General features: G+C 72.2%; 13 protein-coding genes. 6 read left to right on the top strand and 7 right to left on the bottom strand.

Annotated features, from left to right (window positions below):
* Positions 1 to 42 precede the first annotated feature (42 nt).
* Positions 43 to 195: a hypothetical protein gene (locus ACIBBB_RS16920; protein WP_398982548.1), complete on the bottom strand. Its 153-nt coding sequence runs from the start codon at positions 193 to 195 to the stop codon at positions 43 to 45.
* A 176-nt stretch (positions 196 to 371) separates the two neighbouring features.
* Between ACIBBB_RS16920 and ACIBBB_RS16915 the strand changes: the two genes are divergently transcribed.
* A complete protein-coding gene (locus tag ACIBBB_RS16915; RefSeq protein ID WP_398982546.1) occupies positions 372 to 1,283 on the top strand; it encodes an NYN domain-containing protein in 912 nt (303 codons plus the stop codon).
* Positions 1,284 to 1,305: 22 nt separating this feature from the next.
* Here ACIBBB_RS16915 and ACIBBB_RS16910 read toward each other — a convergent pair whose 3' ends face one another.
* On the bottom strand, positions 1,306 to 2,157 hold the full coding sequence (locus tag ACIBBB_RS16910) for an alpha/beta fold hydrolase (protein ID WP_398982544.1): 852 nt from the start codon (positions 2,155 to 2,157) through the stop codon (positions 1,306 to 1,308).
* A gap of 158 nt (positions 2,158 to 2,315) precedes the next feature.
* Complete coding sequence (locus ACIBBB_RS16905; RefSeq protein WP_398982542.1) at positions 2,316 to 4,136, bottom strand: DEAD/DEAH box helicase; 1,821 nt, start codon at positions 4,134 to 4,136, stop codon at positions 2,316 to 2,318.
* Positions 4,137 to 4,657: 521 nt separating this feature from the next.
* Here ACIBBB_RS16905 and ACIBBB_RS16900 point away from each other — a divergent pair.
* Positions 4,658 to 5,437 carry a ferritin-like fold-containing protein gene (locus ACIBBB_RS16900; RefSeq protein ID WP_398982790.1) on the top strand — a complete coding sequence of 260 codons (780 nt, stop codon included), beginning with the start codon at positions 4,658 to 4,660 and terminating at the stop codon, positions 5,435 to 5,437.
* 21 nt (positions 5,438 to 5,458) lie between these two features.
* Here the strand turns inward: ACIBBB_RS16900 and ACIBBB_RS16895 are convergent, their stop codons facing one another.
* The 4 genes from ACIBBB_RS16895 to ACIBBB_RS16880 form a co-directional block, all read right to left on the bottom strand.
* The gene (locus ACIBBB_RS16895; RefSeq protein ID WP_398982540.1) at positions 5,459 to 5,728 is read right to left on the bottom strand and encodes a hypothetical protein; all 270 of its coding nucleotides are present in this window, start codon (positions 5,726 to 5,728) and stop codon (positions 5,459 to 5,461) included.
* Between the two features lie 167 nt (positions 5,729 to 5,895).
* Positions 5,896 to 6,123, bottom strand: a complete 228-nt coding sequence (locus ACIBBB_RS16890; RefSeq protein ID WP_398982538.1) for a DUF3107 domain-containing protein — start codon at positions 6,121 to 6,123, stop codon at positions 5,896 to 5,898.
* A gap of 195 nt (positions 6,124 to 6,318) precedes the next feature.
* The gene (locus ACIBBB_RS16885) at positions 6,319 to 6,969 is read right to left on the bottom strand and encodes a TetR/AcrR family transcriptional regulator (protein WP_189111548.1); all 651 of its coding nucleotides are present in this window, start codon (positions 6,967 to 6,969) and stop codon (positions 6,319 to 6,321) included.
* A gap of 200 nt (positions 6,970 to 7,169) precedes the next feature.
* Complete coding sequence (locus tag ACIBBB_RS16880) at positions 7,170 to 7,436, bottom strand: hypothetical protein (protein ID WP_398982536.1); 267 nt, start codon at positions 7,434 to 7,436, stop codon at positions 7,170 to 7,172.
* 161 nt (positions 7,437 to 7,597) lie between these two features.
* On the opposite strand from ACIBBB_RS16880, the gene ACIBBB_RS16875 reads away from it, so the two are divergent.
* The 4 genes from ACIBBB_RS16875 (at position 7,598) to ACIBBB_RS16860 (ending at position 13,395) form a co-directional block, all read left to right on the top strand.
* Positions 7,598 to 8,674 (top strand): alpha/beta fold hydrolase, encoded by a 1,077-nt coding sequence (locus ACIBBB_RS16875; protein ID WP_398982534.1) that lies wholly within the window; start codon positions 7,598 to 7,600, stop codon positions 8,672 to 8,674.
* A gap of 8 nt (positions 8,675 to 8,682) precedes the next feature.
* Entirely contained in the window at positions 8,683 to 10,164 is a 1,482-nt protein-coding gene (locus tag ACIBBB_RS16870; protein ID WP_398982532.1) for a DUF3152 domain-containing protein, read from the top strand.
* A 209-nt stretch (positions 10,165 to 10,373) separates the two neighbouring features.
* The gene (locus ACIBBB_RS16865; RefSeq protein ID WP_398982530.1) at positions 10,374 to 12,245 is read left to right on the top strand and encodes a DUF3492 domain-containing protein; all 1,872 of its coding nucleotides are present in this window, start codon (positions 10,374 to 10,376) and stop codon (positions 12,243 to 12,245) included.
* Positions 12,238 to 13,395, top strand: coding sequence for a hypothetical protein (locus ACIBBB_RS16860; RefSeq protein ID WP_398982528.1), 1,158 nt, complete (start codon positions 12,238 to 12,240; stop codon positions 13,393 to 13,395). Before ACIBBB_RS16865 ends, ACIBBB_RS16860 begins: the two co-directional genes overlap by 8 nt.
* The last annotated feature ends 4 nt before the right edge of the window (positions 13,396 to 13,399 follow it).

The raw sequence follows: 13,399 nt of genomic DNA, 5'->3' as shown, positions 1-13,399 counted from the left end.
TCTCGACATGAGCCGATCAGTGGATCCGGAGGGATCCGAGAATTACGAGGCCTGGGTTTCGGCCGGGCGGATGTAGAGGCGCTGCCCTGTTGAGGCGGCCTGCTGCACGATCTGATTGACGGAGGCGGCGTCCACGACGGTGCTGTCGACGGCGGTGCCGTCAGCATCGTTCAGTCGCATGATCTCGAAGCGCATATCGCTTCTCCCTTCGTCTGATCCTCCGTAGGAGAACTGTGTGTGACGGATGACCCATCGTTGATTACATGAGGCGACAACGCCTTGCCCTCTGCAAACATTCCCTACACTAAAGAAATTTTTCGGATGGCTAATTACTGGCGAGTACAGCCGTACCCACGGACAATGGACCGCGTATGAGCGAGGCAGAGATCAACCCCGACATCGCCGAGGTCGGCGCCCGCCTGGAGCGCACCAACGAACTGCTCCAGCGGATGCTCGCCGAGGTCGCGAAGACCCCGTCCACCCACGCCATATTCGTCGACGCGGGTTACGTCTACGCTGCGGCCGGATTACTGGTCGCGGGGACCGAGGACCGGCGGTCCTTCGATCTCGACGCCGAGGGACTCATCGAGGCGTTCATCGACAAGGCGCGCACGATCTTCGCGGACAGCCGGCTGCTGCGGGTCTACTGGTACGACGGCGCGCGGCGCCGTATCCACACGCCCGAGCAGCAGGCGATCGCCGAACTGCCCGACGTCAAGGTCCGCCTCGGCAATCTCAACGCCAACAACCAGCAGAAGGGCGTCGACTCCCTGATCCGCACGGATCTCGAATCGCTCGCCAGACACCGGGCCATCAGCGACGCCGCGCTCGTGGGCGGTGACGAGGACCTGGTGTCGGCGGTGGAGGCCGCGCAGGGGTACGGCGCGCGCGTCCACCTCTGGGGCATCGAGGCCGGCGAGGGGCGCAACCAGGCCGAGCCGCTGCTGTGGGAGGTCGACAGTCAGCGCACCTTCGACCTCGACTTCTGGAAGCCGTACGTGACGCGGCGGGCGGTCACCACGTACGAGAACGAGGGCGACCCGCCGCCCTCGCGCGAACAGGTGCGCTTCATCGGCGCGCAGATCGCCGCGACGTGGCTGGTCGGACGCGGGCGGGTGGCGATGTCCGAACTGCTTCCCGGCCATCCGTATCTGCCGGGCCCAGTCGACCAGGACCTGCTGATCGAGGCGGAGAAACTGCTGCAACGGTCGCTGCGGGGGCACGCCGTCCTGCGGCGTGCGCTGCGGGACGGGTTCTGGCAGCACCTGCAGGCGCAGTTCTGAGCTCTCCGCCCCCTGTCCCCCCTCAGCGCTCGGAGTCGTCCCAGAAGGCGCTGAGCGCGGCTGCCGTGCGCAGCGGCTGATCGGTGTTCGGCGAGTGCTCGGCGCCCTCGATGACGGTCCTGCGCGCGTCCAGCCGCCGCGCCATGTTGTCGAGCAGCGGCACCGGCCAGGTGTCGTCCCGCACGCCGGACATCACATGCTTGGGCAGCGGGTGTACGGCGGCCAGCTCGGCCACCCGGTCCGGCTCCACCGTCAACTGCCGCCCCGTAGTGATCAGTTGGACCGGGTTGTGGCGCAGCCAGCGGCGGCGCAGATCCGTGCCGTCGACGGAGGTCTCCTCCGGAGGCTCCATCGCCTGGATGCCCTCCCAGACCCGCTCCATGTCCATGTTCGTGAGCGCCAGGGCCTCGCTCAGCAGCCGCACCCGCTCTTCCTGGGAGGGGGCGATACGGGCGGGGCCGGAGGAGATCAGCGTCAGCGTGAGGAACGGCTCCGCGTCCGTCAGGACGGCCGCGCGGGCGATCTGCCCACCCAGTGAGTGCCCCACGAGATGGACCGGCGCCCCGACCGCGTCCGCCTGCGCCAGCACGTCCGCCGCCAACTCCTCCTGGGCGTAAGCCTCTTGGGAGTCGGGTCCGTCGGACTCGTACTGCCCGCGGCCATCGACGGCGACGACGCGGTAGCCGACCGCGGTGAGCGGCTCCAGCATCGCGATGAAGTCCTCCTTACTGCCGGTGAATCCGGGCATCAGAAGGGCGGTGCCCCGGGGGGTCCCCTCGGGGCGCGCGTCGAGCACGGCGAAGTGCCCGCGGCGCGTCGGCAGCTGGAGCGCGCGGGCACAGGGCGGGGGAATGAACGTGGGCGGCCTGCTCATGCGACGAGCGTAAGTCCCCGCGCCCACGGCCGCCCCACCCGCCCGGACCGCCTCCCAAGGAGGTGTGGCCGAGGGGTGTCTTCCGGATCAGGCCGGAGGGCCCGCGAACACACCGATGGCCCGGCACCCCCTGGGGGCCGGGCCATCGGGCGTGCGGGTCAGCTCTCGGGCTGGGCGGCCGCCGCGCGTGTACGGCGGCGGCGCGGCTTGGCCTCGGCGGCGGGGGCGTCGCCCTCCACCGTCTCGGCGGCCTTCGCCGTGCCGGCCTCGACCGGGGCCTTGACGGCGCGCGTACGGCGCCGGGGCTTGGTCTCGGTCGTCGTCCCGGCGTCGGTGACCGCGGCCGCGGTCTCGACCGTCTCCACGGCCTCGACAGCGGGCTTGACGGCCCGCGTACGACGACGGCGCGGCTTGGTGACCACCTCGGCGTCGGCGTCGCCCTGCTCGGCCATCGGCTCGACGAACAGGTCGGTCCCCGGCTGTGCCACGGTCGTGGCGACAGCGGGCGCCGCGTCGGCGGGCACGGCCACGCGCGTACGCCGACGACGGCGCGGGATGCGCGGCTCGGCCGCGTCCGCGCCCTCGGCGGTGTCGACCGCTCCGGTCGCCTCCGGGGCCGCCGCCACTGTCTGCGTCTGCGCCTCGCCGGCCTCCAGCGGAGTCCCGCCGCGCGTACGGCGGCGCTGCCGCGGCGTACGCGTACGGGCGGGGCGCTCCTCCTGCACCGCGGTGGCGGCGGCCGACCGCGCGGAGGAGGACGGAGCGCCGGACTTACGGCCGCGGCCGCCCGTCTCGCCCAGGTCCTCGACCTGCTCGGCCGACAGACCGGCACGGGTCCGGTCCGTACGCGGCAGGATGCCCTTCGTCCCCGCGGGGATGTCGAGCTCCTCGAAGAGATGCGGCGAGGTCGAGTAGGTCTCCGGCGGGTCCGGGAAGCCCAGGTCCAGCGCCTTGTTGATCAGCTGCCAGCGCGGGATGTCGTCCCAGTCGACCAGCGTCACGGCGATGCCGGACGCGCCCGCGCGGCCGGTGCGGCCGATGCGGTGGAGGTAGGTCTTCTCCTCCTCGGGCGACTGATAGTTGATGACGTGCGTCACGCCCTCGACGTCGATACCGCGGGCGGCGACGTCGGTGCAGACGAGAACGTCCACCTTGCCGTTGCGGAACGCGCGCAGTGCCTGCTCACGCGCGCCCTGTCCCAGGTCACCGTGGACGGCGCCCGAGGCGAAGCCGCGCTGGGCGAGCTGGTCGGCGATGTCGGCGGCCGTACGCTTCGTACGGCAGAAGATCATCGCGAGCCCGCGGCCCTCGGCCTGGAGGATGCGCGCGACCAGCTCCGGCTTGTCCATGGAGTGGGCGCGGTAGACGCGCTGCGTGGTGTTGGCGACCGTCGCGCCCGCGTCGTCCGGCGATGTGGCGCTGATGTGCGTCGGCTGCGACATGTAGCGGCGCGCGAGACCGATGACCGCGCCCGGCATCGTCGCCGAGAACAGCATCGTCTGGCGCTTCGCCGGCAGCAGCTGGATGATCCGCTCGACGTCGGGCAGGAAGCCCAGGTCGAGCATCTCGTCGGCCTCGTCCAGGACGAGCCCGCGCACGTGCGACAGGTCGAGCTTGCGCTGGCCCGCCAGGTCGAGCAGTCGGCCCGGGGTGCCGACGATCACGTCGACGCCCTTCTTGAGGGCCTCGACCTGGGGTTCGTAGGCACGGCCGCCGTAGATCGCCAGCACGCGCACGTTGCGCACCTTGCCGGCGGTCTGGAGGTCGTTGGTGACCTGCTGGCACAGCTCGCGGGTGGGGACGACCACGAGGGCCTGCGGGGCGTTGGTGAGCTGCTCGGGAACGGCCCGGCCCGCCTCGACGTCGGCGGGGACGGTGACACGCTCCAGGAGCGGCAGGCCGAAGCCGAGCGTCTTGCCCGTGCCGGTCTTGGCCTGGCCGATGACGTCCTTGCCGGACAGTGCGACCGGGAGAGTCATCTCTTGGATGGGGAACGGAGACATGATGCCGACGGCTTCGAGTGCTTCGGCTGTCTCGGGAAGGATTCCGAGGTCTCGGAAAGTCGTAGTCAGGGTGCTGCCTCTTCTGTGAGACGCGACCCGAGGCGAACGCTGGGGGTCGTACCGCACCTGGGTACTCGGCCGGCCGTGGATTGGCCGGATGGCGCGGGACCACTGCCGTCGCTCGAGCGCTCGTGCCGCTGAGGGGGCCCCTCATCTGCAGGTCGTACGCAGCTGTGCGTACGGTCCGCGCGGAGGGCGGTCGGGGTCGGAGCCGATCGGGCCACCGACCGGGCATCCTCATGGGGCCTGTCCGGGACAGATCTCCCGGTCAAACACTGCGATGGCCCACCGAATACTCGGCAGGCGCATTACCACTGTACCCCGGAATCGCGCAGGTGTGTTGGACGAATTCGTCGGAACGGTGCGAGGGCACTGCCCGACCGGGCTCTTGAACGGTGCGCGAAGTGGGCTCTACGCCATGCGCCGAGCGGGCTATTGTGCGCTTCATGGAGACGTCTGACAACGCCACTGAGTCACAGTCCACACCTGCGAACCCGACCGGTTCCGCGCCCGCGGAACTCACCGGGATCGCCGCCCAGGACTGGGCGACCGCCTCCGCCGACCCGAAGTACCGGGCCGCGGTCGTGGATCTGCTGGGAGCGCTCGCCTACGGCGAACTGGCGGCCTTCGAGCGGCTCGCCGAGGACGCCAAACTCGCGCCGACTCTGGACGACAAGGCGGAACTCGCGAAGATGGCCTCCGCCGAATTCCACCATTTCGAGAGGCTGCGCGACCGGCTCGGCGAAATTGACGCCGATCCGACGGGCGCGATGGATCCCTTTGCCACCGCGCTGGACGACTTCCACCGCCAGACCGCGCCGTCGGACTGGCTGGAGGGCCTGGTCAAGGCATATGTGGGCGACTCGATCGCCAGCGACTTCTACCGCGAGGTGGCCGCGCGGCTGGACTCCGACACCCGCGGTCTGGTGCTCGCTGTGCTCGATGACACAGGGCACGGCAATTTCGCGGTCGAGAAGGTCAGGGCGGCGATCGAGGCCGAGCCGCGGGTCGGGGGGCGGCTCGCCCTCTGGGCGCGGCGGCTGATGGGTGAGGCGCTGTCGCAGGCGCAGCGCGTGGTCGCGGACCGGGACGCGCTGTCGACGATGCTGGTGGGCGGGGTCGCGGACGGCTTCGACCTGGCCGAGGTGGGCCGGATGTTCTCGCGGATCACCGAGGCGCACACGAAGCGGATGGCGGCCCTCGGACTGGCCGCCTGAGGCGCTCCTACCGTCGGTGGATCAGGAAGGCATCGGACGGCGCAGGACCGTGCTCGCGGGGCGGAGCAGCAGCGAGAGCAGGACCGCCCCGACGGCGACCGCGCCGACCAGCGTCGCGACGACATGACCGGGGCCGAGCGCCGCGTGCGTGAGCATCGCGCCGAAGAGGGAGCCCAGGGACCCCGCGGCGAGCACGAGGCGGCGGGAGGGGAGCCGGTGGGGCAGCCGCTGGAGCGCGGCCCACGAGGCACCGAGTCCGAGCAGGACCGCACCGAGAGCTTCCAAGATCACCGCTGATCACCTCACGAAGCGCGCTGGTCATTCGGTCGTAGCCGGATCTACCCGGAGTGCACGCGAAGCAACCCTCCGCGATCCGAGTAGCCGGCAAAGGAGTGGCCCGGCGGGACTCCCCGCCGGGCCACTCCTCTGTCGCCGTGGTGCCGTTCCGCCGTTTCGAGCTAGAGCGGACCGAAGCCCACCCGTCGCGTCGTCGGCTCGCCGATCTCCACGTACGCGATCCGTTCGGCCGGTACGAGCACCTTCCGCCCCTTCTCGTCCGTGAGGCTGAGCAGCTTCGCCTTGCCGGCGAGTGCGTCGCCGACGGCGCTCTCGACCTCCTCGGCGGACTGCGAGCTCTCCAGAACGATCTCGCGGGGCGTGTGCTGCACGCCGATCTTGACCTCCACCGCTATGTCCCTCCGAACGGTCGGTGCGTTGCGCGGTCAACCGCGCGGTACGCAGCACACATTAGCCCGGGGAGAAGGTGCTCAGGACGGTGGCGGGACACGCCCGCAGCGAACACGGACGGGAGGGCCGGCCGTTCCTCGGTGGACCGCTTCGGGCCCTCCGCCGCGGGGGCCCCACCGGCGCCGCACGCCCGGTCAGGCGCCGGGGTGCTGCTCGCTGCCGTGCAGCGGGAACCCCGCGATGCCGCGCCAGGCGAGGGAGGTGAGAAGTTCCACGGCCTTGTCGCGCGGGATGACCGACTCGCTGGAGAGCCAGTAGCGCGCCACCACCTGGGAGACGCCGCCGAGCCCGACGGCCAGCATCATGGACTCCTCCTTGGAGAGGCCCGTGTCCGACGCGATCACGTCGGAGATCGCCTCCGCGCACTGGAGCGCCACCCGGTCGACGCGCTCACGCACGGCGGGCTCGTTCGTCAGGTCGGACTCGAAGACCAGCCGGAACGCGCCGCCCTCGTCCTCGACGTAGGCGAAGTACGCGTCCATCGTGGCCGCGACCCGGAGTTTGTTGTCGGTCGTCGAGGCCAGGGCCGTACGTACGGCCTGCAGCAGCGCCTCGCAGTGCTGGTCGAGAAGCGCCAGGTAGAGGTCCAGCTTCCCCGGGAAGTGCTGGTAGAGGACGGGCTTGCTGACTCCGGCCCGCTCCGCGATGTCGTCCATCGCCGCGGCGTGGTAACCCTGTGCGACGAAGACTTCCTGAGCCGCGCCCAGGAGCTGATTGCGTCGAGCGCGGCGGGGCAGGCGCGTGCCTCGCGGGCGCGCCGCCTCGGTCTGCTCTATGGCTGTCACGCCGCCTCCCAGAATCGTTCCGTGCGCGCTGTGCGCCGCCTTGCCATCGTACTTTTGGGTAACCCGGCTGTGCGTGGTCAGGTCGCAGAATTTCACGGACCGGACACTCGCGGGCGCCGGATATCCGTCCGGCCGCGAGTGCGGCGACGGAGAAAAGTATCCAATGCTGACAAAAGGCGAACCCGGTCCCGAGCGGATACTCAGCGGTAGTCGTCCTCGTCGAGAGAGACGATACGCGCCTGCTCAGCGGCGTCGGCCTCGTCGGCCTCCTCCGTACCGATGGGGGCCGGTGGATCGTCGTCCGACGGGCGCACGTCCCTGTGCTGCTCGGCGGCGTCGGCCTCCGGCGTCTCCTCGTCGAGTTCTTCGAGTTCGCCGGAATCCGCCTCGGCGGCCCGCTCTTCCTCGTCGACGCCGCTGTCGCTGTCGTTCGGGAATGTGTCCGGGTCGTTCGGGTCCGCCGACATGGGGCGCCCTTTCTTCTCCGGTCGTCTTCCGTGTGCCATTCGCGAAATGAGACGAATGCGAACGCGTACTTACGAGGGTAGGAGGTCCGCACCCGCGACGCCATGTGTCCTGTGACCGCGAACACGGGGAACCGCGTGTGATCGTCTCGTAACATTGCCGCATGTCTTCGACCGAGCTGCCGGAAACACTCGCCGCCGCCGTTCCGCGCGTGAGTGCCGTCAGAGTCGCCGACGGTGAGCGGCTGCGCTCGGTGGCGCTGCCGGGGGTGACCCTGAACGTGCGCTCGCGGCCCCCCGCGCGCCCCGGACTGCCGCACGCGCTCTACGTGCACGGCCTGGGCGGCTCCTCGCAGAACTGGTCCGACCTGATGCCGCTGCTGGCCGACGTGGTCGACGGCGAGGCGGTCGACCTGCCCGGCTTCGGGGACTCCCCGCCGCCGGAGGACCGCAACTACTCGATCACCGCGCACGCGCGGGCCGTGGTGCGGCTGCTCGACGCGGACGGCCACGGCGCGGTGCATCTCTTCGGCAACTCCATGGGAGGCGCCGTCGTGACCCGGGTCGCGGCCGCCCGTCCCGACCTGGTGCGCACCCTCACCCTCGTCTCGCCCGCGCTGCCCGAGATCCGGGTGCAGCGCAACGCCGTGCCGACCGCCCTGCTGGCCCTGCCCGGTGTCGCCGCGCTCTTCGGGCGGATGACCCGCGAGTGGTCGGCCGAGCAGCGCACGCGTGGCGTGATGGCCCTCTGTTACGGCGACCCGAGCCGGGTCTCGGAGGAAGGGCTGCGGCACGCGGTGGAGGAGATGGAGCGGCGGCAGGGTCTTCCGTACTTCTGGGAGGCGATGACCCGTTCCGCGCGGGGCATCGTCGACGCCTACACTCTCGGCGGACAGCAGGGGCTGTGGCGGCAGGCGGAGCGGGTCCTCGCGCCGACACTGCTGGTGTACGGAGGGCGGGATCAGCTTGTTTCGTACCGAATGGCACGAAAGGCGTCGGCCGCTTTCCGTGATTCCCGGCTCCTGACGCTTCCGGACGCCGGTCATGTCGCCATGATGGAGTACCCGGAAGTGGTCGCGGAGGCGGTGCGAAGCCTGATCGAGGAGTCGGACCGGGCGACGGGTGAGACGAACGGGCGTCCCGGCCGTAATGACGGTAGGGACGGCGGCGTCTTCAGCGGCCGTGGCGCGAGCCGCGGCAGCGGTGACTACGACGGCGACAACGACAGTGGCGGGAGCTGATCCGGGGCGTGGGACGACACAGCCGTAAAGGCCCCGCGCCCAAGGCGGCCGACAGCAAGAAGCGCGCTCCCGCCGCGAGCGGCCCGCCGGCCGGTGAACGCGAGGCGCGGCCCGCGCCGCCCCCCGGCGAGCGGGAACGGGCGGCACCACCGGCGTCAGCGCCGTACGGCACCCCCGCGCACGGCGTGCCGCAGGTACGCGGCGGGCATCCCGAGCACCGTGAACCGGGCGGCGGCTGGGGCGGTCAACAGCGGTACGGGGACTGGCAGGGCGGCCGGGGTGGTCAGCAGCCGCCTCCGTATCCGGCGGGTCCCGAGGGGCCTTCTCCGCGTCCTCAGCAGCCGCAGGGGCCGCAAGGGCCGCAAGGGCCGCGCCGGCAGACGCGTACGGCGCCGACCGGCCAGCGCCAGGTCCCCGTCCCGGGACCGCGCCGTGAGTTCATCGACGCTTTCGACACGCCGCCCTCTCCTTACGGAGGCGACGGCGCCGCTACGGGCTTCGAGACCGACTCCGCGCAGTGGCGGCCCGATCCGTACGCCTCCGTCACCGACTGGGACGACGAGAGCAGCCGCCCCCGTACCGCCTCCGCCGCGGACTCCGGCCGCGGCTCCGACCGGGACGGCCCCGACGCCGCCCCGGACCCCGACAGCGACGAGGAGCGGCCCGAGAAGGGCAATCTGGGGCGCACCCTCACCGGGATCGCCGCCGCGGCGGTGACCACGGTGCTCGTCGTCGTGGTGGCCGGTCAGGTGACCGACGGCGGCGGTCCCCGGGCCGACGCGCTGCCCGCCGGCGGGCTCGCCCGCGACGGCGACGGACCCGCCTCGCGCTCGGACGGCAGGACGATCCCGCCGAAGGAGCCCGCGGCGAAGGCGCCGGCGCCGCCGCTCACTTACTCCCAGCTGATGACCAGGCAGTTCCCGCTGGCCGCCGATCTGAAGGGTTCGGGCGAGTTCGATGCGGTGCCGGGACTGGCGAAGGCGCCCGGCGAGGGCCGCAAGGTCCGCTACCGGATCGATGTCGAGAAGGGCCTCGGGCTCGACGCGAAGCTGTTCGCCGACGCCGTACAGAAAACCCTGAACGACGACCGGAGTTGGGCCCACGGCGGAGCCATGACCTTCGAGCGGATCGCCGGGGGCTCGCCCGACTTCGTGATCACGCTGGCCAGCCCCGGGACCACGGCCGAGTGGTGCGCCAAGTCCGGACTGGACACCACCGTCGACAACGTGTCCTGCGACTCCGCCTCGACCGATCGCGTGATGATCAACGCGTACCGCTGGGCGCGGGGGGCCAAGACGTACGGCTCCAAGGCGATGCTCACCTACCGGCAGATGCTGATCAACCATGAGATCGGGCACCGGCTCGGGTACGGCCACGTGAGCTGCCGGACGCCCGGCTCGCTCGCGCCGGTGATGCAGCAGCAGACGAAGACGCTCGATCTCGACGGCGTGAAGTGCAAGCCCAACCCCTGGGCGTTCCCCGGCTCTTGAGGCGTCGGCCCTGGCTTGACGCACCGTGACCGGTTGAGTCCTTACCGCGACGGAACGCTACCGCGGTGGGAAAGTTACGTGCATTCACCCCTTCTGGTGGTGCGACGGACAACCGTCCGTCGCACCACCGTCATGTCCGCTTACGGTCGTCCCGCTGTGAGTCGCCGATCCAACGGCGGCTTCCCACAAGGGAGATCGGGGGTGTGCTCGTGCGGATCGGACTACTCACGGACGGTGGCTACCCGTACGCGACGGGTGAGTCCAGGCTCTGGTGCGACCGGCTCGTACGCGGGCTCGCGCAGCACGAGTTCGACATCTACGCGCTCAGCCGCAGCGCCCACCAGGAGGGCAACGGCTGGATCCAGCTGCCGCCCTCCGTGCTGCGGGTGCGCACCGCGTCCCTCTGGTCGGCGGAAGGCGACGGGAGGGCGTACGGACGGCGCGAACGACGGCGCTTCCTGGGGCACTTCGGGGATCTGATCACCGCCGTCTGTGCCCCGGACGGCGCCCGGGGCGGCGGCGCGGCCGGGAGCACTGCCGAGAGCGCGGCCGGGAGCGCGCCCGGCGACGCCGCGCGCGACGCGAGCGCCTTCGCCGAAGGGCTGTACGGGCTCGCCGAGCTGGCGCGCGACCACGGCGGTCTGCCCACGGCGCTGCGTTCGGAAGCCGCCGTACGGATCCTGGAATCCGCCTGCCACGCCCCCCGCGCACGCCGGAGCGTGCGCGGGGCCACCGTCACCGACTACCTGGTCTTCGCCGAGCAGTTGGAGCGGGCGCTGCGCCCGCTCTCCCTCGACTGGTACGACGACGACGGACTCGGGGCCGTCGATCTCTGTCACGCGACGACCGGCGGATCCGCCGCCCTGCCCGGACTTCTGGGCAAACGCTACTTCGGAGCGCCGCTGCTGGTCACCGAGTACGGCGTCCAGCTCCGCGCCCACTACCTGGCCGCCGGACCCGGGGGTGACACGCCCCTGCGCGCGCCGGTGCGCGCCCTGCTCGCGGCCTTCCAGGGCCGGCTCGCCGCCGAGGTCTACCGGCAGGCCACCGTCATCACCCCCGGCAACACGCACGCCAGACGGTGGCAGGAGCGCTGCGGCGCCGACCGCGCCAAACTGCGCACCGTCTACCCCGGCATGGAGACGGAGCGCTTCTCCGCGCTGGGCGAAGGCAGCGAACGCGGCCGCGGTGGGGGTCGCGGCGGCGATGACAACGGCGATCCGAACACCCTCGTCTGGGTCGGGCGGATCGAGCCCGCCAAGGACCTCATCTCCCTGCTGCACGCCTTCGCCGACATCCGTAGGGAGGAGCCCGAGGCGCGGCTGCGGATCATCGGCGCGGCGGCTCAGGGCGCGGAGGCGACCTCGTATCTCGCCCACTGCCGCGCGCTGGCGGCCCAGTTGTTCCCCGACGAGGCGGCCGACGCGCACGCCGTGGGCGACAACTGCGTCTCCTTCGAGGAGGTCGGCGGGCCGGGCGCCCCCGAGTTGGTCGACGCCTACGCGGCGGGCGGGGTGGTCGTCCTGTCCAGCATCGTCGAGGGCTTCCCGGTCAGCCTGGTCGAGGCGATGTTCTGCGGGCGCGCGACGGTCTCCACCGACGTCGGCGCGGTCGTCGAGGTCATCGGCGGTACGGGGCTCGTCGTGCCCCCGCGCAACCCGCGGGCGCTCGCCGACGCCTGTGTCGCGCTGTTGCGCGACCCCGAGCGGCGCGAACGGCTGGGCGCCGCCGCGCGGGCCCGCGCGCTCGAACTCTTCACCGTCGAGCAGAACCTGGCGGCGTTCCGCGGCATCTACCTGGAGCTGATCTCGCACACCCCGGTCCGGCGCCCGGCCGAGACGGTGGACGCGCACGGCGAGCCGCTGCCGTTCGCCAACCCGGCGGAGGCGTACGTACCCGGTCACTGGACCGCCGGACAAGCCAGGACCGTGCCGATGCCGGCGCCGCAGCCGATGGCGCCCCCCGTGACGACGACCCCGCCGTTCCTCCCCGCCTCCTCACCCGTGGCCGCGCGAGCGTCGCGTCCTACGGAGGCGGTCGGCGTGGGCGCCGGCCAGGCCCTGGGGGAGAGCGATGTCTGACGCGGCCAGCACCCCCGACGGGGCGAGCACCCCCGTGCTCACGACGAGACTCGCGCGGCGTCCGGGCCCGGCCGACCCCGTCAAGACGCTGATGCACAGCCACCGCGAGCTGTGCGAGCGCGCCGTCGACCCGCTGGAGATCGCTGCCGGTCTGGAGGCGCACGGTGTCACCGACCGGGCAGCCGCCCGCTTCCGGCACCGGGACGTCTTCTCCCTCGCCGAGGAGCTGTACGCGCGCGTGCCGCGCGCCGCCGACGGCGGCGGGGACACCGCCGCGGCGACCGCACCGCACCCGGCGCGCGCCACCGATCCACGCGCCGGGTGGGCGCTGCGCACCCTGCTCCCGGGCGCCGTGTGCGCCACCGCCGTCGTCGCCCTGCGGTACGCCGACGGCGCCGCCGGCGGGGTACGGCTCGCGATAGCCCTGGCGGGGGTCGTCGCCCTCGCCATCGCGCTCACCGTCGCCCTCCGGCGCGGCCCGCTGCGCGTCGAGGGCAACACGGCACGCGTCTCCCGCCTGTGGGTGTGCTGGCTGCTGGCATACGTGCTGTACGGCGACGGGTTGACGCACGCGACGGCCGGCGACGGGCCGCACGGGACGGACCCCCTCGCCCACGCGGCGGCGCCGCTCGTCGCCCTGGCGTTCGCCGTGGCCCCCGCCGCCTGGTGCGCCCATCTGCTGGCCGTGCAGGCGCGGCGCAGGCTCGCCCACAGCCGGGCGCTCGCCGAGTTCGCCTCCCGGACCCGGCCGGTGCTGCTCGGCCTGCTCGCGCTTTACGCGGTCGTGCTGGCCGCCCTCGCGGTCCTCGCCGAACTCGTCCTCGGCGGTGACCGGGACGCGGGCACCGGCCACCCCGCCGCGACCGTCGCCCTCGGCTGCCTGCTGCTCCTCGCCCGGCTGCTCACCGTCCACAGCTTCCCCAAGGCGGCGGCGACCGGCCTCGCCACCGCCTGCGCCGTCGAGGCAGCCGCCCTCCTCCTTGCGACGGTGGGCCGCGTCCCCGGCTTCGAGGCCGTCTCCGCCCCCGTCCGGGCCCTCGTCGAGGCGTGGGGAGCCGGAGCCGTACCGGCCCTCGCCTGCGGCGCCGCCGCGCTCGGACTGCTGATCCACGCCGCCGTCGCACTGTCCCGGGCCTCGGCCCACACCTGACCGG

This window comes from Streptomyces sp. NPDC051217 (assembly GCF_044455465.1).
In the GTDB taxonomy this organism is placed as follows: domain Bacteria; phylum Actinomycetota; class Actinomycetes; order Streptomycetales; family Streptomycetaceae; genus Streptomyces.
The sequence above is the reverse complement of the archived record's forward strand: the minus strand, read 5'-3'. Positions and strand labels throughout refer to the sequence as shown.